The sequence below is a fragment of the Neobacillus sp. OS1-2 genome (assembly GCF_030915505.1).
In the GTDB taxonomy this organism is placed as follows: Bacteria; Bacillota; Bacilli; order Bacillales; family Cytobacillaceae; genus Neobacillus.
In genome coordinates this window covers 3,453,369-3,473,869 of the sequence record NZ_CP133265.1, presented here as the reverse complement: position 1 = coordinate 3,473,869, position 20,501 = coordinate 3,453,369, and the positions used below count along the sequence as shown (strand labels likewise).

Below are 20,501 nucleotides of genomic sequence, written 5' to 3'. Positions count from 1 at the left end.
ATATCTATACTTTATTTGTTTGACAATATTCGGGGCAAAAAAATAGCGATGTTTTATCAATCAATTGTTAACATTTTATCTAATGTTTGATAGACTAATGATTGCTAATAACTTTTTTGAACACAGGAGTGAAGGTTCATGTTAACGATGGAGGATATTATTCGAGATGGCCATCCTACCCTTAGAAAGGTAGCTGCGGAAGTCGCCATGCCGCCATCAGAAGAGGATCAACAAATTTTAGCCAGCCTTTTAGAATATGTTATTAATAGCCAAAATGGCGAAATTGCTGCGGAATATAGTTTACGTCCGGGAATTGGTTTAGCTGCTCCGCAAATAAATGTTTCAAAAAGAATGATTGCTGTTCATTTAACTGACGACACAGGGAAGCTTTATAGCTATGCCTTATATAACCCCAAAATCATCAGCCACTCCGTTGAAAAATCGTATTTACAAGCAGGAGAGGGCTGTCTTTCGGTGGATGAACCGATACCGGGGTTCGTTCCTAGACACGCTAGGGTCACAGTTAAAGGGATCACGCTTGCTGGTGAAGAGGTCAAACTTCGCTTAAAAGGACTCGCCGCTATTTGTTTTCAACATGAAATCGATCACTTAAATGGCATCATGTTTTATGACTATATCAATAAAGAAGATCCATTTATGGCAATTGAAAATGCCATTGCTATCGAAAGATAAGGTGAAACACAGGCCTTTATTTGAGGCCCTGTGTTTTTTTTATGATTGTGGGGCATAGTAATTCCATGTTTACCCATGAAAAAATCAGCGAATTCATCATATAATAATAGGAAAAAACATTTATTTTTAAAAATTTTCGATTATCTGCCATTGCTTGCTTTACATTGGACAAGGTTCGTATAAAATAAGAGGTAAGGAGATGATCCACTATGTTAAAGAAGCTAAGGAAAAAGCTTTTAAAACAGTGGAAAGATTTGCTTAGAAAAAAATCCATTGCCTAATTATTTTTAAGGGCCCTTCCAAAACAAGAAGGGCTCCTTCGTTATTGTAAATTGTAAAAATAGCTGATTTTTACCTACTTTTTCATAAAAGTCCATGACCCACCAAAGAAAATAAATGAAAAAGATGAAATTATTATATATAATAGAAAAAGTTATGATTGAGTAAGGAGCGAATTTGTCATGATATATAAAGTATATTATCAAGAAAGCATTAATCAGGTCCCTGTAAGGGAAAACACAAAAACCCTTTTTATTAAAGGAGAATCGGTAAGAGATGTTCGTATTAAGATTGCCGATCGCGGATATAATGTTGAAATTGTACAAGAAGTATCAGGAGCACATTTAGAATATGAGAAACAAAATGAAGACTTTAAAGTATTGGAGATTGGATAATTTATGAAATTTGTTAAAAATGATCAAACGGCTGTTTTTGCCCTCGGTGGTTTAGGCGAAATCGGCAAAAATACGTATGCAGTACAGTTCCAAGATGAAATTATTTTAATTGATGCCGGAATTAAATTCCCTGAGGATGAATTATTAGGTATTGATTATGTTATACCTGATTACACCTATTTAGTAAAAAATGAGGAAAAAATAAAGGGTCTATTCGTCACACACGGACACGAAGACCATATTGGCGGAATCCCCTATTTATTGCGGGAAGTAAATATCCCTATCTACGGTGGCAAACTAGCCTTGGGGCTAATTAAAAATAAATTGGAAGAGCACGGCCTGCTCAGAAATGCGAAATTGATTGAAATCAAAGAGGACGATATCATTAAGTTTCGCAAAACATCCGTTACTTTTTTCCGAACTACGCACAGTATTCCTGATTCCTATGGAATCGTCGTAAAGACACCTCCAGGACAAGTTGTCCATACTGGTGATTTTAAATTTGATTTTACTCCTGTAGGGGAACCTGCCAATTTAACCAAAATGGCGGAGATTGGTAAAGAAGGCGTACTTTGTTTACTTTCAGATAGTACAAATAGTGAAATACCTGATTTTACCATGTCTGAACGCCGGGTTGGTGAAAGCATCCAAGATATTTTTAGAAAAGTGGATGGCCGGATCATATTTGCCACCTTTGCTTCAAATATTCACAGACTGCAACAAGTGGTAGAGGCTGCAGTAGAAAATGGAAGAAAAGTTGCCGTTTTTGGTCGGAGTATGGAAGCCGCAATCAATATTGGCCTTGATTTAGGTTATATTATGGCTCCAAAGGAAACATTTATTGAACCAAATCAAATTAACCGGATTCCTGCTGATAAGGTTACAATTTTATGCACTGGAAGCCAGGGTGAGCCGATGGCAGCCCTTTCTCGTATTGCCAACGGGACACACAGACAAATTCAAATTATTCCCGGAGATACTGTCGTATTTTCATCGTCACCCATCCCAGGAAACACGATCAGTGTTAGCAGAACGATCAACTTGCTTTACCGTGCAGGTGCTGAAGTCATTCATGGAAAATTAAGTAACATCCACACATCTGGACACGGGGGACAAGAAGAACAAAAGTTAATGCTAAGGTTAATTAAACCGAAATTCTTTATGCCGATCCACGGTGAATATAGAATGCAGAAAATGCATGCAAAGCTTGCTGTCGATTGCGGTGTGGAAGAAGAAAATTGCTTTATCATGGACAATGGAGAAGTACTAGCTCTCTCCGACCAAACAGCACAGGTTGCCGGAAAGATTCCATCTGGTTCAGTTTATATTGATGGCAGCGGTGTAGGTGACATCGGAAATATCGTATTAAGGGATCGTAGAATTCTTTCAGAAGAAGGTTTAGTAGTCGTTGTCGTGAGTATTAACATGAAAGATTTTAAAATCGCTTCCGGTCCTGACCTCATTTCTCGTGGATTTGTTTATATGCGTGAATCAGGCGATCTCATCAACGACGCTCAAAATTTGATTACCAAACACCTAAATAAAGTGATGGAAAGAAAGACAAGTCAATGGTCTGAGATTAAAAATGAAATCACGGATACATTAGCGCCTTTCCTCTATGAAAAAACAAAACGAAGACCAATGATTTTACCTATCATCATGGAAGTATAATAAAAAAGGAAATGCCCGATATCTAGGGGGGCATTTCCTTTTTTTATTCTAAAACTTTTCTTTCAAATCTATCGATGTCCGTATCATTTCCAATTACAATTAACACGTCATTTTCATAAAGGGTTTCTTTGGCTTGCGGGGATACAATAATTTCTTCTCCCCGTTTAATGGCGACAATATTTAATCCATATTTCTTACGAATATCCATATCCATTATGGTGCGGCCACTTAACTTCCCGTTTGCCACAATTTCAACGATACTATGTTCATCTGAGAGCTCAAGATAATCAACAACATTACTTGAAGCCATATTATGGGCAATCCTCCTACCCATGTCCCGTTCTGGATGGACCACGTGGTCGGCGCCTATTTTCCGAAGAACCTTTTCATGATAATCATTTTGGGCCTTTGCAGTCACACAGCCGACCCCCAATTCCTTTAGAATAAGGGTTGTGAGAATACTCGCCTGAATATCATCGCCAATCGCAACAATTACATGATCAAAATTGCGAATTCCTAAACTTTTTAAGACGTTTTCATCGGTTGAATCACCAACTACTGCATGGGATGCAATCATGGCAAATTCATTGACACGTTCTTCATTTTCATCGATGCCTAATACTTCCATTCCCTCGTCCGTTAAAGTCCTGCAAATACTTCCTCCGAACCGACCAAGCCCTATTACAGCAAAACTCTTTTTCATATAAACTCCCCCGCAAAAACAATGATCCAATCTGTAGTTAATTGTAGCATTCCTCAGCATAATTTTATAGAGAGAGTTATCAACACTTACTCCTGACTATTTCTATTTTTCCTTTTTTTATAAAATGCAATGAACACAACTCCAATAATGATGAAAATAGCTAATATGGGAATGTTTCCAATAATAAATACAACGAATCCGGATAGGCACGCCAATAATAAATTGATACTTTTCATAAATTGCTGTTTCGTTTTCTCCCAAGTATTTAACTTGTCTTTATCTATATTTGGAATAATGACCTTATTTTCATACATGGTGATGGTTATAGTCGAAAGCGATGTTTGGTTCTCTAAAAACTTCATTCTCCCTTCAATCACCTCGATCTCCTCTTGAACAGCCGCTAAATCCGCTGATATTTTCAGTAGATCCTCCGTTTTGACTGCAGCCTTCATAAAGGCTAACAGCCGCTCCTCAACAGCTTTTTTTGATTTCAGTCTTGATTCTAGGTCGACATATTCCTCTGTAACATCCTGTCCCGTTATGTTCCTGTGCAGCACCTCAGCTGCTTGGCCTTCAGCATCATGTAAAAAATCTTGAAAGTACTTTTGAGGTATTCTTATTTTCAGACTGCCGCTTACCTGGTCTTTATCTCCTTTAGACGCACTGGACTCAGCGATATATCCACCATATTTCTCTGCTTTTTCTTCTAAGCGCTTGACAGTCTGCTCAAAATTCCTTATGCGCAACTGGAGGTCAGCCTGATAGATCACCATCTGGTTTGGTACTTCTAAATTAGCAGTGGGTGGAGTTTGATTTGCCTTCGCATTATCCCCTTTTACAAGCGCAGGTTGCTCACCACCGTCAGACTGGGAGGAATCCATTACTGATTTATTTTCCATACTCATCTTTGCACGATCCTCACTCTTGCTGCTAGAACTGCAGCCGGCAATTCCAACGATAATGGCAAAAATAAAAACCGGAAGTATCTTTACTCCCTTTTTCAATCCCCTAACCCCCTCTTTTTATTATCAAAAAAAAGAATCACTCATTACTAATACGGACGATAAATAGAAAACAAGGTTACAGAAAGGAACATAAAAATAGCTGCTCGTTACCTGATAACGAACAGCTATTTTTATACCCTTATTCAGTTTTTTCCAATTCATCTAATACGCGATTGACACGCTTTTCGAGCATTTTCATGCCGCTCCCGCCTGCTTGGAAGTGGCGGAGCTTTCCTTCACGATCAAAAACATAGTAGGCTGGAACATATTGATTTTCAAAAGCATCTGTTAGTTTATGGTCGCTATCCACAAAAATCGGCTGTGTAATACCGTGTTCTGCAGCAACTTTCTTGATTTCTTCAAGATCTAAATCATTTTCAGAGCGTGGCATATGAACCGCGACCACATTTAATTTTTCTTTAAAATCATCACGGAATTGATTCACTTGTGGCATTGCTTCTTTACATAGATGGCAACTTATTGACCAAAAATGAAGCAATGTTGGCTTGTCGCCAATTAATTCATCTTTTGTGACTTGACCGTTTAACCATTCAGTTGCACCGATTAATTCTGGCATTGGTTCGCGTAATTTCATGTTTTACCCCCTATTTTAAAATAGACCTAACACTTATGGAAGGTTAGGTCTATCATGTTTAGTTAACTTAAGCGTTTAAAGTGGCTTGTCCAGGCTTCCAGTTTGCAGGGCAGAGACCGCCAGTTTGTAATGCTTGAAGCACGCGTAATGTTTCATCCACATCACGGCCAATATTGTTGTGGTTTACAACAGAATATTTTAATTCGCCTTCTGGATCAATGATGAACAAACCACGAAGAGCAATACCTTCCTCTTCAATTAATACACCATAATCACGTGCAACAACATGATTTGTATCTGCAGCTAAAGGATAGTTTAACTCGCCAAGACCATTTTCTTTACGGTCTGTTTTAATCCATGCAAGGTGTGTATGGATAGTGTCAGTTGAAGCACCGATAACAACTGCATCAAGATCATCAAACTCTTCGTAACGATCAGACATCGCTGTAATTTCAGTTGGACATACAAATGTAAAGTCCATTGGGTAGAAGAACAATACAGTCCATTTATCATTTTTCATGTTTTCTTCCAGGCTTACTTTTTTAAATTCTTTGTTCGGCATGACCGCATCCATTTCAAAGCGTGGAGCTTGTTTGCCTACCATACGTTCTGGCATTAGAATCCCTCCAAATATTATTTAATGATCACTAATCCCCTTAGACAGTTTTGCCTATTTCCAACGAGAATAAACGACAATATGTAACATTATTCCTTTTTCATAGTAACATGATTTCCTGCCAGAACCAAATAAAATGGCCTGTTAATTTCATTCAATTGCCAGATTCCCTTTATAGGATATATAGCGTGTCATAACTTTTATAGCTACATCAATTGCCGCCTCATTTGGGTTTAATTTTGCATGATGTAGTCCAAAAGTTGAATCGACACCGAGCCAAAACATGAGACCAGGGATTTCCTTAAGCATATAGCCGAAATCCTCGCCCGTCATCGCCGCGGTACATTCGATCACATTTATTTCCGGATCCTGTTCAATACAATGGATAAACTCTCTAGTGACGGTTTCCGAGTTATATACCTGATGGTACATTGATCCATAGTCGATAACTGCTTCACATTCAAAGCCTATTTCAATTCCTTTTACGAGCGCCTCAATACGATGTTTTACCTTTTTCATCGATTCCGGTGATAAAGTGCGAATCGTTCCTTCAAGCCTTGCCTTTTCAGCGATAATATTTTGAACTGTACCGCCTGTGATTTTCCCAATCGTAATAACAGCACTATCTAACGGATCGATATTTCTGGAGATAATAGTTTGCAGCTGCGGAACGAGTGAACAGGCTGCAATAACCATATCATTCGTTTCGTGGGGTCTAGCGGCATGACCTCCCTTACCCTTTAAATCGATAAATAATTCAGATGTATTGGCAAATAATAAACCTTCTTTAAGCGCAATTGTCCCCACAGGATACTCTGGTGCAATATGAAGGGCTAAAATGGTATCCGGCATCCACTCCCGCATTTCCTCTGATTTCAACATGGGTTCTGCCCCGCCAGGTCCCTCCTCAGCGGGTTGGAAGATAAATAAAAGGTCATCATTAATTGGATTAGCAACAAAGTGAGTCAGTACGCCTAGGGCGATGGTCATATGAAAATCATGTCCACAGGCATGCATTCTTGCTTGATGTGACGATGAAAATGGTAATCCTGTTTCTTCCTCAATTGGCAGACCATCAATATCGGTTCTATAACCTATTGTTTTGACCGGTTTTAGACCCTGAATTTTTACAAACAAGCCAGTTCTCCATTTTTTAATTATGATACGTTCTTGTGGTAATGACTGTATGTAGGCTAATAAATATGCCTGCGTTTTAAACTCTTGAAAACCCAGTTCCGGTATTTGATGCAGGTCACGACGAATAGTAATTAATGGGTTCATTTATGTATCTCTCCTTTTAAAAAGAAGCGTGGATGGGATCCACGCCTGTAAATTTTATAAAAGTAAAATCAATTCTTACTTCAAGAATTGTCTAGCTACAGCGCCTAGGGGCGCTTTCGCTTTTCTATAGTTGTCGAAGTTCTTGCATAATCTCCGTCTTTGATTTCGTTTTTTCGTCAATATCCTTGATTTTTCTTGCTGGCATACCGGCAACCACAGTAAACGGAGCGACATCTTGAGTAACAACTGCTCCTGCTGCAACAACTGATCCTGTTCCCACTGTGACACCCTCAAGGACTACGGCATTTGCACCAATGAGGACATCATCTTCAATGATAACTGGTTTTGCAGATGGCGGCTCAATGACCCCTGCTAAAACCGTTCCGGCACCGATGTGACAATTTTTCCCGACCGTAGCTCTTCCGCCAAGGACAACCCCCATATCTATCATCGTTTTTTCGCCAATTACAGCTCCAATATTTATCACTGCACCCATCATAATTACCGCATTATCACCAATTTCTACCTGGTCACGAATGGTGACACCCGGCTCAATCCTCGCATTTATGTGTTTGGTATCTAACAATGGAATGGCTGAATTCCGGCGGTCATTTTCGACCACAAAATCTTCAATTTTTGTCTTGTTTGCTTCTAGTGCTGCATTGATTTCAGACCATTCGCCAAAGACCACACCAGTATTCCCACTAATAAAGGCTTTTGCCCCGCTTCCAAAATTAATTCCTTCTAATTCACCCTTCAAGTAAACTTTAACAGGTGTAGACTTTTTACTATTTTGAATAAAAGAAATAATTTCATTTGCATCCATTACTTTCATAATGTTACCCCCTATAGATATGTACTAAAAAATACTTTAACAAACAAAAGTAATGAAAACAAGAAAAACAACACTAATCTTCAGAAGATTCAGCGATGTGTTCCTTAATCAACTCAACAAAGGCTGATACTTGTTTTAATTGAAAGGCTGACTCATACCCTAAAAGCCATGTATCACGTTTTAACGGTTCGTTATTCTCATCTACTAGCGGAATTTTGAAAATGTCCCTTTCCGCCTTCGATAGTGTAATTGACGGCAAAATTGCATAGCCAATACCATTAAAGGCCATCTGCTTGCATGTCTCAATTTGATCCACGACCACCGTCCTCTTTGGGGAGGTTTTAAAGTTGCGCATCCACCAATCTTGAATTTCCTGATAATAATTAGAGTCACTTTTAAATTGAATAAACGGACGATCGGTCGCTAACACCTGTTCAGGTTTCGTAATTTCTCGATCAACTAAATAAAGTGGGTCGTTAAAAAGATGGACTTTTATCCCTTTCCAGTCCGGCGACCCCCCACGGATTATTCCAATATGGACTTGATCGTCGTATAAGCATTTCAATATTTCACTGCTCCAGCCCGTTATGAGGGAAATCTTTGCTTGTGGATACCTATCAATAAACTTCTTTAAAACCTGAGGGAGCCAATTTTGACCTACAATCGAAGCCACAGCAATTTTCAGTGTTCCGGAAACTCCTGATTGGAGAGAATGGATGGTTTCGCGTACCTTTTCTTGTTTACTTAGAACATCATCAACAAAGTCAATTACATGTTCACCTGCAGGGGTTAGTGCCAAGCCTTTTTGTGAGCGGATAAATAATTTTGTTCCCCACTCTTTTTCGATTGTCTGTAACCGCTGAGAAAGAGCCGGCTGCGAAACGAATAATCGTTCCGATGCCTTACGCATATTCATTTCCTGAGCCAATACAGATAATAATTGATATTCTGATAGTGAGGACAAGAAAATCTCTCCTTAAAAAACCCTGCCCTTGTTTAGACAGAGCCATTGTTTTTTTTAGGAATAAAAAATATTAATATCAAACTAACGATAGCAAAGGTAAAAACTACATAATAAACAGAGTGTAAAGAAAATGTCAGTCCATCCTGTAAAATACTTTTAACGGATTCACTCAGACTATTCCGATCACTTGCTTTTAGGAGCTTATTAGCATCATCCACTGTTAACAAAAGATCTTGTTTATGAAAATATTCATTCATTCGGAAATTAAGGATCCCTCCTAACAAGGCGGCACCAATCGTGTTGCCAAGATTTCGCATAAACATATTCGCCGCTGTGGCAATTCCCCGCTGCTCCCAGCTAACAGTGCTTTGAATCGAGACTATAAAGGCAGTGGATGTCAGCCCCATACCCAGTCCAATGAAAAAGGAACCAACTGCCGCCCATACCGGACCGGACGAAGCCGACATCGTTACGAAAGCAATACTCCCGACAATTAAGAAAGCCCCGCCTATAATCGAAGTTTTCCGGTAACCGATTGTCACCAGCAATCGCCCCGACAGTGTCGATGCAATCGGCCAACCGATTGACATTGTTGTTAGCGTAAACCCGGCTACAATTGGGGTTTGTTCCATCACACCCTGCACGAAGGTCGGTAAAAAGCTAGAGATTCCAATTAACATGACACCAGTTGTCAGTGATGTGATATTGGCGATACATATCGATCTTTTCTTCCAAATCGCAAAAGGCATAACTGGTTCAGATGCTCGCCCTTCTTGAAAAATAAACGCTATTAAAGCCGCTCCAGACAAAATGAGTAGACTTACCATTTGCCATGATCCCCATTTGCCCCCGCCCTCAACAAGAACAAACATAAGCGTTGAAATTGTGATGGTTAATAGAGTGGCACCCCAATAGTCTATTTTATGTTTTTTCTTTTCTATATTTTCATGTAAAAACAGCCAAAGTCCCACTAATGATAGAATTCCCAAAGGAATGTTGATCCAAAAGACATAATGCCAACTTACATATTGGACAAGTAAGCCCCCGATTGCCGGACCTGTGATCGCAGAAATCCCCCATACACTTGAAAGATATCCTTGAATTTTTGCCCTTTCTTCCGCTGTGTAAATGTCTCCGACGATAGTAGTGGCTATTGGTGTAACTGCTCCTGCACCAAAACCTTGAATACAGCGAAAGATGATTAGTGTTTTCATAGATGTGGAAAAACCGCAGAGAATAGAACCGATTAAAAATAGTATGATTCCGACTGTCAGAATGGGCTTTCTACCAAATAAATCTGACAGTTTTCCATAGATCAGCACGGTAACAGCATTCATTAATAAGTACGCAGAGAAAACCCAGCTATAAAGTTTGAACCCACCTAAATCGGCAACAATTGCCGGCATCGCAGTTGAAACAATTGTTGCTTCAATCGCACCCATAAACATGGAAAGCATCACCGAGACAAGCACAAGTGATTTTTTCGTTAGTTTTTTTTGAGAGCAATTTACAGGAGACTTCCCATCCGTATCCATCTGAACACCTCAAACCGAAAAATATAGCCCCCTATTGGGAGCTTGAATCTTATTGCTTTTTAAACCTTTTTACAATTTTATTTAATTGATTTAAAACGGTACTCCTTGGTAAAATACCTTCAAAAAAACCATCTTCATTTTCAACACAAAGAAACGGATGATGTACAAGTTCATCTAAGCAGACAATGATTGACTCTGATACAGATACCCGTGGAATCACCCTTTTCATTACCTCTTCTACCCGTTTATTTTCAAGTTGTTCAAATTCAATTCGTTCAAGCCCCAGAATTGAATCCATAATGATTGGGGTGCTAATTAACCCGTGTAGTTTGTAATGTGGATCTAATACTGGAATAGCTGTATATCCACTTTTCGTCAATACTAGCAGGGCATGCTCAAGATTATTTCCGATTTGCACATGGGCAACCCGCTCTGATGGTATCATTAATTCTTTTATTGTTAACTCTAAAAATTCTCCACTGGGAAGACTAATCATCACCGAAAACTCCTCAATGTTTGTTTTTCTACAGACTTATTTTATCATAGTTTTCTGAGGCCTGGTTAATTTTAGATACATAAAAAAAGGAACCCCTAAAGGTCCCTACTGAATTAAATCAAAAATTTCGATGGTAATCATATCAATATTGTCAAATTGATATCTCTTCGGCTTTTCTTTTTCATTATATACTTCTAATTCAAATGTTTCCGTTTTTGGATGAAATGTTACCTGACACTTTCTTTCACCATTTACCTCAAAATAGCGTTGTGCCGGCTCACCACTTGTGGATTGTTCCTGAAGGTTTTTTAACCTTGTTAATATACCTTGGAGCTGTGACATAAGGCTTTTCCTCCTTTCAAACACAAAACAAACTGTCTGTAATTATGTTTCTCATTTGGCATGATTCTATCCTGATGGATTTTTATCAAAATATTACAGGTGGATCTTTTTAATGCCAATAGTAAAAGCATAAAATAATAGACATCATTTGTCCAAGTAAAATTAAAAAAATGTGTAATTTTTTTTAAAAAGGATGAAAAAGTAGGCCCCTGGTATCGCATTCTTACAGTAATTGGTCGTGTTCAAATAAATATTGGTAAGATATATCGATAAATAAATAATCAGTTTCATTCACTGGAAATGAAAAAGTCCGAATCGTCTCACCCGTTTCAATATCACAATACGGATCAGATAATCTTCCCTTTTGTTCAAGGCGCAACTTTATGATATTTTCCAAAAAATAAGGTCGCCAGCTCCAATTTTTATCCAAGTATTCAGACTGTACACTCCAGCCTGTTTTTCCTTTAAAAATATTGGCTGACTTTTGAAATCCGTCTTCATCACAGACATACATACGAAAAGCAATTTCGTCAAATTCCTTTATTAATGCTTGAAAAAGGATATCGTAGCCCGACTTTCTGTTTTTGATCACTATTTCTTGTACCATTGCATGGAAATATTCAGTTGTTGTAAAGACAGCTTCTAATTTTCGTTTTTCATATGAAATGAAGTCATGAAATTTTTCTTTTAAGCGATACTTTAATATATCATGCTTAATAAAATCGGCTCCAGGTGGATGTAAATAAAACCCTTGATAATAATGTCCACCATTTTTCCAGGCAAACTGCAGTTGATAACTCATTTCAATATTTTCAAATAAGAGGGTCGCCCCGATTTTTCTTGCCAAAAGAGACAATGAATACAAAACATCATTAAAGTTTATCCCTGTTGATGTTGATTTCAAGGCTTGAAGGTTGATTTTGATAATATCCGGCCCAAGCTGGCCAATTCGTTCAAAATAATGCCTTTCACCGCTAATACTTGCAATCGCTATTTTTAAACCGTATGTCCGATAATATTGCAGGAGATGATCAAATTGATCGATATCACCATGATAGTTCCGGTCAGAAATTTCAAGAACAATTCGCTTTAAACTCAGTCCCTTTTTTTCAAATGCTAAAAGTTCTTGTAAAAATGGTTCCCCATGCCCATACATTAATAAATCGGCATTTCGATTCAAAAAAATAAGGACATCCTCATCAAGTTGAAGCGCTTTATCAAGTGCCTTTTTCACCAACAATAAATCGACTTCAAATTTATATTCATCTGGAATTTGATCATCCAGAAAAAAGGGACCTAAGCTAATGACTCCATCCCCAGATTGATAACGACCTAGTACTTCATAGGCGATAATACATTGCTCATCGGCACTAAAAATCGGCTGAAAATACGGAAAACAGTTTTCAAGATCCGATAGGATTTCTAATGCATCCATCCAAGTTCCTCCAAAAAATTTTTCTCACTATACCATACGCTTCGTTCTTGTTATCCGTTCTTTAGAGAAAAGCGCAAGCCCCCTGGTCTTAATTTCTGATATTATTAAAAAGGATACCATTATAGCATTGAGTATACAATTTTGGACTATTCCCAAAAAGTTTGAATAAATACTTATAACACCCTTTTCACTTGCAATATCACCTGTTTATCAAGAAAATACATATGGGCCTTCTGTTTTAGGGAGGGTGAAATAAAGATAGGTTGGTAGAAAAAATGGCTGAAAAACAAACGCGGAGAACATTTCTAAAACGTTCATTTGGTTCATTTCTTGCCGTTCTGGGGCTAAGTTCAGGGGGATATCTCTATGCCCATCGAATTGAACCCAGCCTTCTTGATATTTCTGAACTGGATATCAAACATCACCACATCCCAAAAAGCTTCGACGGAATTAAAATGGTTCAATTTAGTGATACCCACCTCGGTTTTCAGTACAATCTAGGCCAATTTCAAAAATTAGCCGCTAAAATCAATGACCTTCAGCCTGACATTATCATATTTACTGGTGATTTGATGGACGAGCCAAATAAATATGCTGAAATGAATAAATTAGTCCCTATATTAGAAAAATTACATGCTCCTCTTGGGAAATACTGCATTTTTGGTAACCATGACCATGGCGGCTATGGATCTGAAATTTATCGCAATATTATGGAGATTACTAATTTCACCGTCCTATTAAATGAATCCATTCCCATTCAATTGAAGGATGGCAGCAGCATTTACCTGGTAGGAATTGATGATGCCATGTTAGGAAATCCAGATTTGCCATTGGCATTAAAAAGGGTACCAAAGAATCAATTCACCTTATTATTATCCCATGCCCCTGATCTTGCTGAAACCGCCTCGCACTATCCAATCCATTGGCAAATCAGCGGTCACAGCCACGGCGGACAGGTTAAACTTCCATTTATCGGAGCACTTGTCACGCCTCCATTTGCCCAAAAGTTTCCCGAAGGCCTTTATACTTTAGGTGACCTAACTCCCTTAACCCTTTATGTAAATAGAGGAATAGGAACAACTAGGCTCCCTTTCCGATTTATGGCTAAACCCGAACTATCTATATTTACATTTAAATCTGAATAAACAATAAAATCCTTTCAAATTAATGACAAGGATTTTTTTGTTTACTCAGATATTGCTCCTCTAATTTTTCAACTGGCAGCGGCTTTGAGTAAAAGAAGCCCTGAATCTTATGACAGCCAGCATTGGCGAGAAATTCTACTTGATCTTTATTTTCTACACCTTCAGCAATAACTTCCAGATCTAGGCTATTACCTAGATGAATAATCGTTGTGGTTATCGCAGCGTCCTTTTGATCTATTAGAATATCCCTGATAAAGGATTGGTCTATTTTCAATACATCTATTGGAAATTGCTTTAAATAACTTAACGATGAGTAACCCGTCCCAAAATCATCCACTGATATCGAAATGCCTAGGTCTTTTACCTTTTTTAATATTGGAATGGTTTCCTTTGTATCACTCATGGCACCCTCGGTGATTTCAATTTCTAACGAGGAAGCCGATATTTGATATTTTTCTATCATACATTGAATAAACGGAACAAGATTTGAATGTTGAAATTGTTTGGGTGAAATGTTTATGGCAACCCGTATAGTAGAAATTCCCTTTTCATTCCAGGACCGAATTTGCCTGCATGCTTGTTCGATTACCCAATTTCCAATCGGAATAATTAAACCTGTATCTTCTGCGAGCGGAATAAACACTTCCGGTGATATGGCACCAAATTCTTTGTCATTCCAGCGAAGTAACGCTTCAAAACTTTTCGCCTCACCAGTGATCACGTCAATTTGCGGTTGGAAAAACAACGAAAGTTCATCTTTGTCTATGGCTTTTCTTAGGTGTGTCTCTAACGTAACGACATTGGAAAAAACAGCATTCATATCTGATCGATAAAATTGAAAATGGGCCTTTCCCCGTTCCTTCACACGAAAAAGCGCCTCATCTGCATTCTTGATCAACAGTTCGGCATCTGTCCCATCATAAGGATACATGCTGATCCCAATACTTGGTGAAATAAAATATTCTTGTGAATTAAAATAAAACGAATTCGAGAAGACAGAAAATACCTTTTTTACAAAAGTGCTTGTTGTTTTCCGGTCAGCTGAAAGGAGCAAAATATTAAACTCATCCCCTCCAACACGATATGCAAGGCATTTTTCATTTTGAAATTGGGCTATACGCTCGGCAACCCTTTTTAAAATTTCATCCCCCGCAAGATGACCAAGCGTGTCATTTAAATATTTAAATCGATCTAAATCAATTGAAATCAACGCAAATTCTTGAGAATATTTAGAAGGTGAATAAATATGTTGATTTAAATGTTCGAGTAACACTCTTCTATTTAACAAACCCGTCAAATGATCATGAAAAGCCATAAACCTTATCATTTCTGTATCCTTTGTTTGCTGGGATATATCTTTGAATATGACATATAGGCCTTTAATGTTTCCATGGATGGCAATCGGGACGGTTTTAATATGCACCATGAGCAGATGCCCTTTTGCGTGCATAATTTTACAATCCAATGATTCGAGTGCATAACCTGAACAGGTTTTTTCTAACAATGTCTTAAATTTTTCTAAATCTTGATCATTCATGAAATTATAAATAGACCTGAGATGCATTTGTTTTTGAGTATTTCCAGTCAATTCAGCTGCAGCGGGATTTGCCTCAAGTATCTTTCCCTGAGGGCTTATCGTAAAAATAGCATCAAGGTTATTATCAATGATGGAACGATACCTTTGTTCACTTTCGACAATTTTATTTCTCTTAATCGACCATTCCGTGACGTCTCTTGTTACAGCAACTACATAACAAATTGAGTTTTCCTCATTATAGATTGGTGTTAAAATGGTTTCTCCATAAAGTATCTTTCCATTTTCAAAAACGAATTGGTCATCAAATATGACAATCTCTTTTCTTTTTAATAGCCTCTCGTACTTTTGCTGCAAAGGATGGGCGAATTCATCAGGAAGTGCTTCCTGAAACGTTTTTCCGATTGAATTGACCGTTAAGTTTGCCTTTTTCATTCCTGACTCATTAACAAATAAATAACGAAAGCGTGGGCCTTTTTCAACTTTCATCACAAAAACCATATCCTGTACATGTTGAAAAATGATATCAAAAATAATTTTCTGTATTATTTCACTGGTTTTGCCGGAATCTAATTCGTTGGTTAAAAAATTATGTAATGGATCCATGAAATCATCCTTCAATCAAGAAAGTTTAAATTTTTTAAAATAATGTTTTTACATTCTACCATTTCTATTTTACAATGAAATTAACTGAAAGGAAGTAATTTATAGAAAATAATGATTATTTTACTAAAGTTTTTTCTTTATCCATTAAATGATGAGTAAACAACCTATCTTAAACTGCATTTTTACTGAATTGAAAGGTAAAAGAAAAAAAGGTATAATTGTAGTTGTTTGAAAGAATGAAAGGAGAACACACGTTGAATCACGATCAGAAATATCCCCTACCAACAGATCTAATTTTATCCATTGATAACCTCGCACAAGCTGTCTTTATCGTGAATCGCCATGCAAAGACTGCAACAAATCCCAAATATTTGTACAAATTAAAACAGGAGGCACTAAAAAAGTTAATTACTGAGGGCAAGGCAAGTAAAATTGGCCTTCATTTTTCTGAACATCCGCGAAATAGTCAACAGCAATCCGATGTACTTGTTGAATGTGGCCGCTATACCTTTCATATCCCTCCTACTAAATCAGATTTCCAAGATCTCCCACATCTCGGAAAACTAGATGGAAGTGTCAGAAACCCAAGGGCAACACTCTCACTTAATACGGCAAAAGCAATGTTACAATCCTATACTGGGCTATCTGAGTTTAGGAACCCACCATCGAATCCTCAAAATAAAAAACGAGCCTACCAAAAACCAATTTTCAAAAAGTTAGGCGAGCGATACTCTTAAAAAAATTCAGAAAGTCAGGGAAAAGAGCTCCTGACTTTTTTCGTTTTCCAACATTCAATGATTTTTATGGAAATTCCCCTTTTTGCAATATCTTCTTGAGAATTTTGTGAACGGCATCACAAAATAATGGACGTCTCGTTCAATCAGAAGTAAACTTACGTCATAAGCAATACTTTTTCATGATGAAGAAATATTATTTTAATGAGGTGTATGTAAATGAAAGGAACAGCCATTCTTTTTCAGGAGCAGACTATTACGTTTATTGAGGATGTTGAACATTCTTTATTCGAGGAAATCAAAGAGCAATGCGGTTGTGAACATTGCAGCTGCACGCTTGATGAAAAGACGGTGGAATTCGGTTCTGTATCACCTGTTTTCTGGCATGAAAATGATGTTGATTGGGATTACGGCTATTAATATTACTCTTAAATTTGATATATACTCCCCTCCCCCAAAAACGGTATCGCCTAAAAATGCGAGACCGTTTTTTATTTTTTCTAATGGGTCTACCTTAAATAGTAGAATCTCTCACGATTTTTAGTCTATAATCAACATATTCAAAGTAGACAGAGATTCTTATGAAAAGGGATGGACAAAAGTGGAGCATTTAATTAATCAGCGAGTTACAACCATTGAAATCTCGGGTATTCGTAAATTTTCTAATATGGTCGCCCATATCGATGACCTCATTTCATTTACCATAGGGCAGCCTGATTTCCCTACCCCAGAGCATGTAAAAGATGCCGGCATTGCTGCGATTGAAAAGGACTTTACGTCTTATACACACAATGCAGGTACACTCGAATTAAGAAAAGCAGCGTGTGAGTTTGTCGCCAAGAAATACGATTTAGACTATGCCCCAGAATCAGAAGTAATTGTGACGATGGGCGCAAGTGAAGCAATTGATATTGCCTTTCGTACCATTCTGTCAGAAGGGGTAGAAGTAATCTTACCCGGTCCGATTTACCCCGGATACGAACCGATTATTCGCATGATGGGTGCTGTCCCAGTTCACGTCGATATCCGTGAAAATCACTTTCGCTTTACACTTGAGATGATCAAACCGTATATTACAGAAAAAACCCGCTGTGTTGTCTTGCCATACCCATCTAATCCAACAGGTGTCAGCTTATCAGCAAAGGAATTAAAGGAAATAGCCAACTTTTTAACCGATAAGGATATTTTTATCCTAGCAGATGAAATTTACAGTGAACTCACTTTTGATCAAAAACATACTTCGATTGCAAGCTTTTTAAAGGAACAGACAATCGTGATCAACGGGCTCTCCAAATCCCACTCGATGACCGGCTGGAGAATTGGCCTTTTATTTGCGCCTGAAAACATCACCAAGCATATTTTAAAGGTGCACCAATATAATGTGTCTTGTGCGAATTCTATTGCTCAGAAAGCTGCTTATGAAGCCTTGACTACGGGAATTGACGACGCACTTGTCATGAAGGAGGTATATTTAACAAGAAGAGCATATGTATTGAATCGATTAACCTCCATGGGGCTGGATGTCGTTAACCCGGATGGTGCTTTTTACTTCTTCATTAAAATACCTGCTCATATTCCGTTTAATAGCTTTAATTTTGCGCTTGATCTTGTTCAAAAGACAAAGGTAGCTGTTGTCCCTGGTAGCGCATTTTCCGAGTATGGCGAAGGATATTTCCGGCTTTCTTTCGCTTGTTCAATGGACACATTAGAGAAAGGCCTAAATCGAATGGAGCATTATTTCAGTACCTTCTCATAGTTCAACAAAAAACCCTCAACATTAGATGTGAGGGTTTTTTGTTGAACAAATTGGCTTATTGTCCCTTATATTCACCGTTATTTTTAGCGGCCTTTTCTTTTTTTGCTTTGTCTTTATGAATTTGATTGGCAGCAGCTGATCCCATTTCGTGGGCAAATTCTTCGTTTAATACTGCAGAATCAAAACCCTTTTTGTTCTTTTGCTTTGCATCATTTTTTTTCGTTCGTTTTGCCATAAAAAATTCCTCCTATCAAGATTTCTATCATAGTTTCTTGAAGTCAGGAGGAATTTATTCTTACCAGATTGTCCCGATCCCTAAGCTAGTTTTGCCCAATATTTATAAAGAGCTTGGGTACCGCTATTCGCTTCACCCTTTTCAGCTAATTGATCATATAAAGATTTCGCGAGCGACAATCCAGGTACATCCATTTCCATACGCTCTGCCTCGTCTAAAGCGATTTTCATATCCTTAATAAAATGTTTTATGTAAAATCCAGGCTCAAAATTTCCATTTAGCATTCTCGGAGCAAGATTTGTTAATGACCAGCTGCCAGCAGCTCCTGTCGTGATACTCTTTAAGACATTTTCTGGATCTAATCCTGCTTTTTCGGCATAAATAATGGCCTCACAGACACCGATCATATTCGAAGCGATGGCTATTTGATTGCACATTTTGGTATGCTGTCCGGCGCCAGGTTCCCCCTGATGTACAATATTTGTCCCAAGTAATTCAAGTAGCGGACGAATCGCTTCAAAGGCCTCCTCCTCGCCACCAACCATAATGGAGAGCTTTGCTTCCCTTGCTCCTACATCACCGCCTGAAACCGGGGCATCAATTGCGTAGATCTCCTTTTTTTCCGCCTCATTGTAGATTTTTGCAGCCAGCGATGGTGAAGAGGTTGTCATATCAATAAGATAACTGCCCGGTTTACTGTGTCGAAGCAAACCATCTTCACCTAAATACACTTCCTCAACATCTGATGGGTAGCCGACCATAGTAAAAATAACTGTTGCTTTTTCCGCAACCTCTTTTGGCGTAGCAGCCCACACTGCTCCACGATCCAATAGGTCATTTGCTTTCCCTTTTGTTCGTGAATAGACAACTAATGAATAACCGGCATTTAAAAAGTTTAGTGCCATGCTTCTGCCCATTACACCTGTACCTATAAAACCAATTACGGTATTTTCTGGAGTAAGCAATATAATCCTTCCCTTCATTCTAATTTTTCTTTTATTTTAGCACTTCCTTTCCCTTTAAGGGAATAAAAAAGACCGTACGCCCCAGCTCGTCCGGTCTTTCGTGCTCCATCTCCAAATTTATGCACATACTAATGTTGTCCTTTACAGTTTAAAAATAAACCATTTTTATAACTCTGAAGAAAAATTTGTTAAGTATGTGCGTCCAAAAACTTCTTCATCGTTAAATACTTCAATAGAAACAGCCTGATCCCTCACAATCATATTCTTTAACTCTTGAATATGTAAATCTTTTTGTAAAGGAAGTGGATCCATAAAAATATATTTCTCACTTTTCCCTTTGACTTCCAAATAATCTCCATTAAGGACTTGGTCTTCACCGTAAATTATTTCCCTTTTTCCGATTGCTGCAGCCAATTTGTCATCATGAATGGTAATTTTCACCTTATATAATTGGTGACCTTCCAATATTTCATTATTAATCCGAAAACGAAACTGAAGTTCATTATTTTTCGTGAGCAGGGCATCGGCATAGCGGTTAACAATTAATTCATTTGAAAAAAGAATTCCACACCCACTTAAAAAGGATGATCCCATTACAACCATGACGAAGACAATGACCGTTCGAAAATTCTTGCGCATTCGTAACACTCCCTTATATTTTTACCATAGCCAAAATATATTG

Annotated in this window: 22 protein-coding genes; 7 read left to right on the top strand and 15 right to left on the bottom strand. The window is 38.0% G+C overall.

Features of this window, described 5'->3' with window-relative positions:
* Positions 1-138: 138 nt before the first annotated feature.
* From def to rnjA, 3 genes are all read left to right on the top strand, one after another.
* Positions 139-693, top strand: a complete 555-nt coding sequence (def, locus tag RCG19_RS17315; protein ID WP_308108139.1) for a peptide deformylase — start codon at positions 139-141, stop codon at positions 691-693.
* 461 nt (positions 694-1,154) lie between these two features.
* Positions 1,155-1,367, top strand: coding sequence for a DNA-dependent RNA polymerase subunit epsilon (locus tag RCG19_RS17310; RefSeq protein ID WP_166237756.1), 213 nt, complete (start codon positions 1,155-1,157; stop codon positions 1,365-1,367).
* Positions 1,368-1,370: 3 nt separating this feature from the next.
* On the top strand, positions 1,371-3,038 hold the full coding sequence (gene rnjA / locus RCG19_RS17305; protein ID WP_166237754.1) for a ribonuclease J1: 1,668 nt from the start codon (positions 1,371-1,373) through the stop codon (positions 3,036-3,038).
* 43 nt (positions 3,039-3,081) lie between these two features.
* Here the strand turns inward: rnjA and RCG19_RS17300 are convergent, their stop codons facing one another.
* The 11 genes from RCG19_RS17300 to RCG19_RS17250 form a co-directional block, all read right to left on the bottom strand.
* Complete coding sequence (locus tag RCG19_RS17300) at positions 3,082-3,741, bottom strand: potassium channel family protein (protein WP_166237752.1); 660 nt, start codon at positions 3,739-3,741, stop codon at positions 3,082-3,084.
* 86 nt (positions 3,742-3,827) lie between these two features.
* Positions 3,828-4,745: a DUF4349 domain-containing protein gene (locus tag RCG19_RS17295; protein WP_308108138.1), complete on the bottom strand. Its 918-nt coding sequence runs from the start codon at positions 4,743-4,745 to the stop codon at positions 3,828-3,830.
* A 139-nt stretch (positions 4,746-4,884) separates the two neighbouring features.
* On the bottom strand, positions 4,885-5,340 hold the full coding sequence (locus tag RCG19_RS17290; protein ID WP_166237748.1) for a TlpA disulfide reductase family protein: 456 nt from the start codon (positions 5,338-5,340) through the stop codon (positions 4,885-4,887).
* 67 nt (positions 5,341-5,407) lie between these two features.
* Positions 5,408-5,956 carry a peroxiredoxin gene (locus RCG19_RS17285; RefSeq protein WP_166237746.1) on the bottom strand — a complete coding sequence of 183 codons (549 nt, stop codon included), beginning with the start codon at positions 5,954-5,956 and terminating at the stop codon, positions 5,408-5,410.
* Between the two features lie 150 nt (positions 5,957-6,106).
* Positions 6,107-7,237, bottom strand: a complete 1,131-nt coding sequence (locus tag RCG19_RS17280; protein WP_308108137.1) for an N-acetyldiaminopimelate deacetylase — start codon at positions 7,235-7,237, stop codon at positions 6,107-6,109.
* A gap of 124 nt (positions 7,238-7,361) precedes the next feature.
* Positions 7,362-8,072 (bottom strand): 2,3,4,5-tetrahydropyridine-2,6-dicarboxylate N-acetyltransferase, encoded by a 711-nt coding sequence (gene dapD, locus RCG19_RS17275; protein WP_308108136.1) that lies wholly within the window; start codon positions 8,070-8,072, stop codon positions 7,362-7,364.
* Positions 8,073-8,145: 73 nt separating this feature from the next.
* Positions 8,146-9,036: a transcriptional regulator CcpC gene (locus tag RCG19_RS17270; protein ID WP_308108135.1), complete on the bottom strand. Its 891-nt coding sequence runs from the start codon at positions 9,034-9,036 to the stop codon at positions 8,146-8,148.
* A 32-nt stretch (positions 9,037-9,068) separates the two neighbouring features.
* Positions 9,069-10,571: an MDR family MFS transporter gene (locus tag RCG19_RS17265; RefSeq protein ID WP_308108134.1), complete on the bottom strand. Its 1,503-nt coding sequence runs from the start codon at positions 10,569-10,571 to the stop codon at positions 9,069-9,071.
* A 49-nt stretch (positions 10,572-10,620) separates the two neighbouring features.
* A complete protein-coding gene (gene cbpB, locus RCG19_RS17260; protein ID WP_166237736.1) occupies positions 10,621-11,067 on the bottom strand; it encodes a cyclic-di-AMP-binding protein CbpB in 447 nt (148 codons plus the stop codon).
* Positions 11,068-11,172: 105 nt separating this feature from the next.
* Positions 11,173-11,409: a YkuJ family protein gene (locus RCG19_RS17255; RefSeq protein WP_166237734.1), complete on the bottom strand. Its 237-nt coding sequence runs from the start codon at positions 11,407-11,409 to the stop codon at positions 11,173-11,175.
* A gap of 223 nt (positions 11,410-11,632) precedes the next feature.
* A complete protein-coding gene (locus tag RCG19_RS17250; RefSeq protein WP_308108133.1) occupies positions 11,633-12,844 on the bottom strand; it encodes an EAL domain-containing protein in 1,212 nt (403 codons plus the stop codon).
* A 275-nt stretch (positions 12,845-13,119) separates the two neighbouring features.
* On the opposite strand from RCG19_RS17250, the gene RCG19_RS17245 reads away from it, so the two are divergent.
* The gene (locus RCG19_RS17245) at positions 13,120-13,989 is read left to right on the top strand and encodes a metallophosphoesterase (RefSeq protein WP_308108131.1); all 870 of its coding nucleotides are present in this window, start codon (positions 13,120-13,122) and stop codon (positions 13,987-13,989) included.
* Positions 13,990-14,008: 19 nt separating this feature from the next.
* Here RCG19_RS17245 and RCG19_RS17240 read toward each other — a convergent pair whose 3' ends face one another.
* Entirely contained in the window at positions 14,009-16,129 is a 2,121-nt protein-coding gene (locus tag RCG19_RS17240) for a sensor domain-containing protein (RefSeq protein WP_308108129.1), read from the bottom strand.
* A gap of 254 nt (positions 16,130-16,383) precedes the next feature.
* On the opposite strand from RCG19_RS17240, the gene RCG19_RS17235 reads away from it, so the two are divergent.
* From RCG19_RS17235 to RCG19_RS17225, 3 genes are all read left to right on the top strand, one after another.
* Entirely contained in the window at positions 16,384-16,866 is a 483-nt protein-coding gene (locus RCG19_RS17235) for a YkyB family protein (RefSeq protein WP_166237728.1), read from the top strand.
* Positions 16,867-17,082: 216 nt separating this feature from the next.
* On the top strand, positions 17,083-17,283 hold the full coding sequence (locus RCG19_RS17230; protein WP_166237726.1) for a hypothetical protein: 201 nt from the start codon (positions 17,083-17,085) through the stop codon (positions 17,281-17,283).
* 181 nt (positions 17,284-17,464) lie between these two features.
* The gene (locus RCG19_RS17225; protein WP_308108128.1) at positions 17,465-18,619 is read left to right on the top strand and encodes an aminotransferase A; all 1,155 of its coding nucleotides are present in this window, start codon (positions 17,465-17,467) and stop codon (positions 18,617-18,619) included.
* Between the two features lie 55 nt (positions 18,620-18,674).
* Here the strand turns inward: RCG19_RS17225 and RCG19_RS17220 are convergent, their stop codons facing one another.
* The 3 genes from RCG19_RS17220 to RCG19_RS17210 form a co-directional block, all read right to left on the bottom strand.
* Positions 18,675-18,854, bottom strand: a complete 180-nt coding sequence (locus tag RCG19_RS17220) for a hypothetical protein (protein WP_308108127.1) — start codon at positions 18,852-18,854, stop codon at positions 18,675-18,677.
* 80 nt (positions 18,855-18,934) lie between these two features.
* Positions 18,935-19,819 (bottom strand): NAD(P)-dependent oxidoreductase, encoded by an 885-nt coding sequence (locus RCG19_RS17215; protein WP_308108126.1) that lies wholly within the window; start codon positions 19,817-19,819, stop codon positions 18,935-18,937.
* Between the two features lie 165 nt (positions 19,820-19,984).
* Positions 19,985-20,458: a hypothetical protein gene (locus RCG19_RS17210; RefSeq protein ID WP_166237718.1), complete on the bottom strand. Its 474-nt coding sequence runs from the start codon at positions 20,456-20,458 to the stop codon at positions 19,985-19,987.
* Positions 20,459-20,501 lie beyond the last annotated feature (43 nt).

Coding starts and splice junctions, on each gene's coding strand:
- def (WP_308108139.1), top strand. CDS start 139: ATGTTAACGATGGAGGATATTATTCGAGATGGCCATCCTACCCTTAGA.
- RCG19_RS17310 (WP_166237756.1), top strand. CDS start 1,155: ATGATATATAAAGTATATTATCAAGAAAGCATTAATCAGGTCCCTGTA.
- rnjA (WP_166237754.1), top strand. CDS start 1,371: ATGAAATTTGTTAAAAATGATCAAACGGCTGTTTTTGCCCTCGGTGGT.
- RCG19_RS17300 (WP_166237752.1), bottom strand. CDS start 3,741: ATGAAAAAGAGTTTTGCTGTAATAGGGCTTGGTCGGTTCGGAGGAAGT.
- RCG19_RS17290 (WP_166237748.1), bottom strand. CDS start 5,340: ATGAAATTACGCGAACCAATGCCAGAATTAATCGGTGCAACTGAATGG.
- RCG19_RS17285 (WP_166237746.1), bottom strand. CDS start 5,956: ATGCCAGAACGTATGGTAGGCAAACAAGCTCCACGCTTTGAAATGGAT.
- RCG19_RS17280 (WP_308108137.1), bottom strand. CDS start 7,237: ATGAACCCATTAATTACTATTCGTCGTGACCTGCATCAAATACCGGAA.
- dapD (WP_308108136.1), bottom strand. CDS start 8,072: ATGAAAGTAATGGATGCAAATGAAATTATTTCTTTTATTCAAAATAGT.
- RCG19_RS17265 (WP_308108134.1), bottom strand. CDS start 10,571: ATGGATACGGATGGGAAGTCTCCTGTAAATTGCTCTCAAAAAAAACTA.
- cbpB (WP_166237736.1), bottom strand. CDS start 11,067: ATGATTAGTCTTCCCAGTGGAGAATTTTTAGAGTTAACAATAAAAGAA.
- RCG19_RS17255 (WP_166237734.1), bottom strand. CDS start 11,409: ATGTCACAGCTCCAAGGTATATTAACAAGGTTAAAAAACCTTCAGGAA.
- RCG19_RS17250 (WP_308108133.1), bottom strand. CDS start 12,844: ATGGATGCATTAGAAATCCTATCGGATCTTGAAAACTGTTTTCCGTAT.
- RCG19_RS17245 (WP_308108131.1), top strand. CDS start 13,120: ATGGCTGAAAAACAAACGCGGAGAACATTTCTAAAACGTTCATTTGGT.
- RCG19_RS17240 (WP_308108129.1), bottom strand. CDS start 16,129: ATGGATCCATTACATAATTTTTTAACCAACGAATTAGATTCCGGCAAA.
- RCG19_RS17230 (WP_166237726.1), top strand. CDS start 17,083: ATGAAAGGAACAGCCATTCTTTTTCAGGAGCAGACTATTACGTTTATT.
- RCG19_RS17220 (WP_308108127.1), bottom strand. CDS start 18,854: ATGGCAAAACGAACGAAAAAAAATGATGCAAAGCAAAAGAACAAAAAG.
- RCG19_RS17210 (WP_166237718.1), bottom strand. CDS start 20,458: ATGCGCAAGAATTTTCGAACGGTCATTGTCTTCGTCATGGTTGTAATG.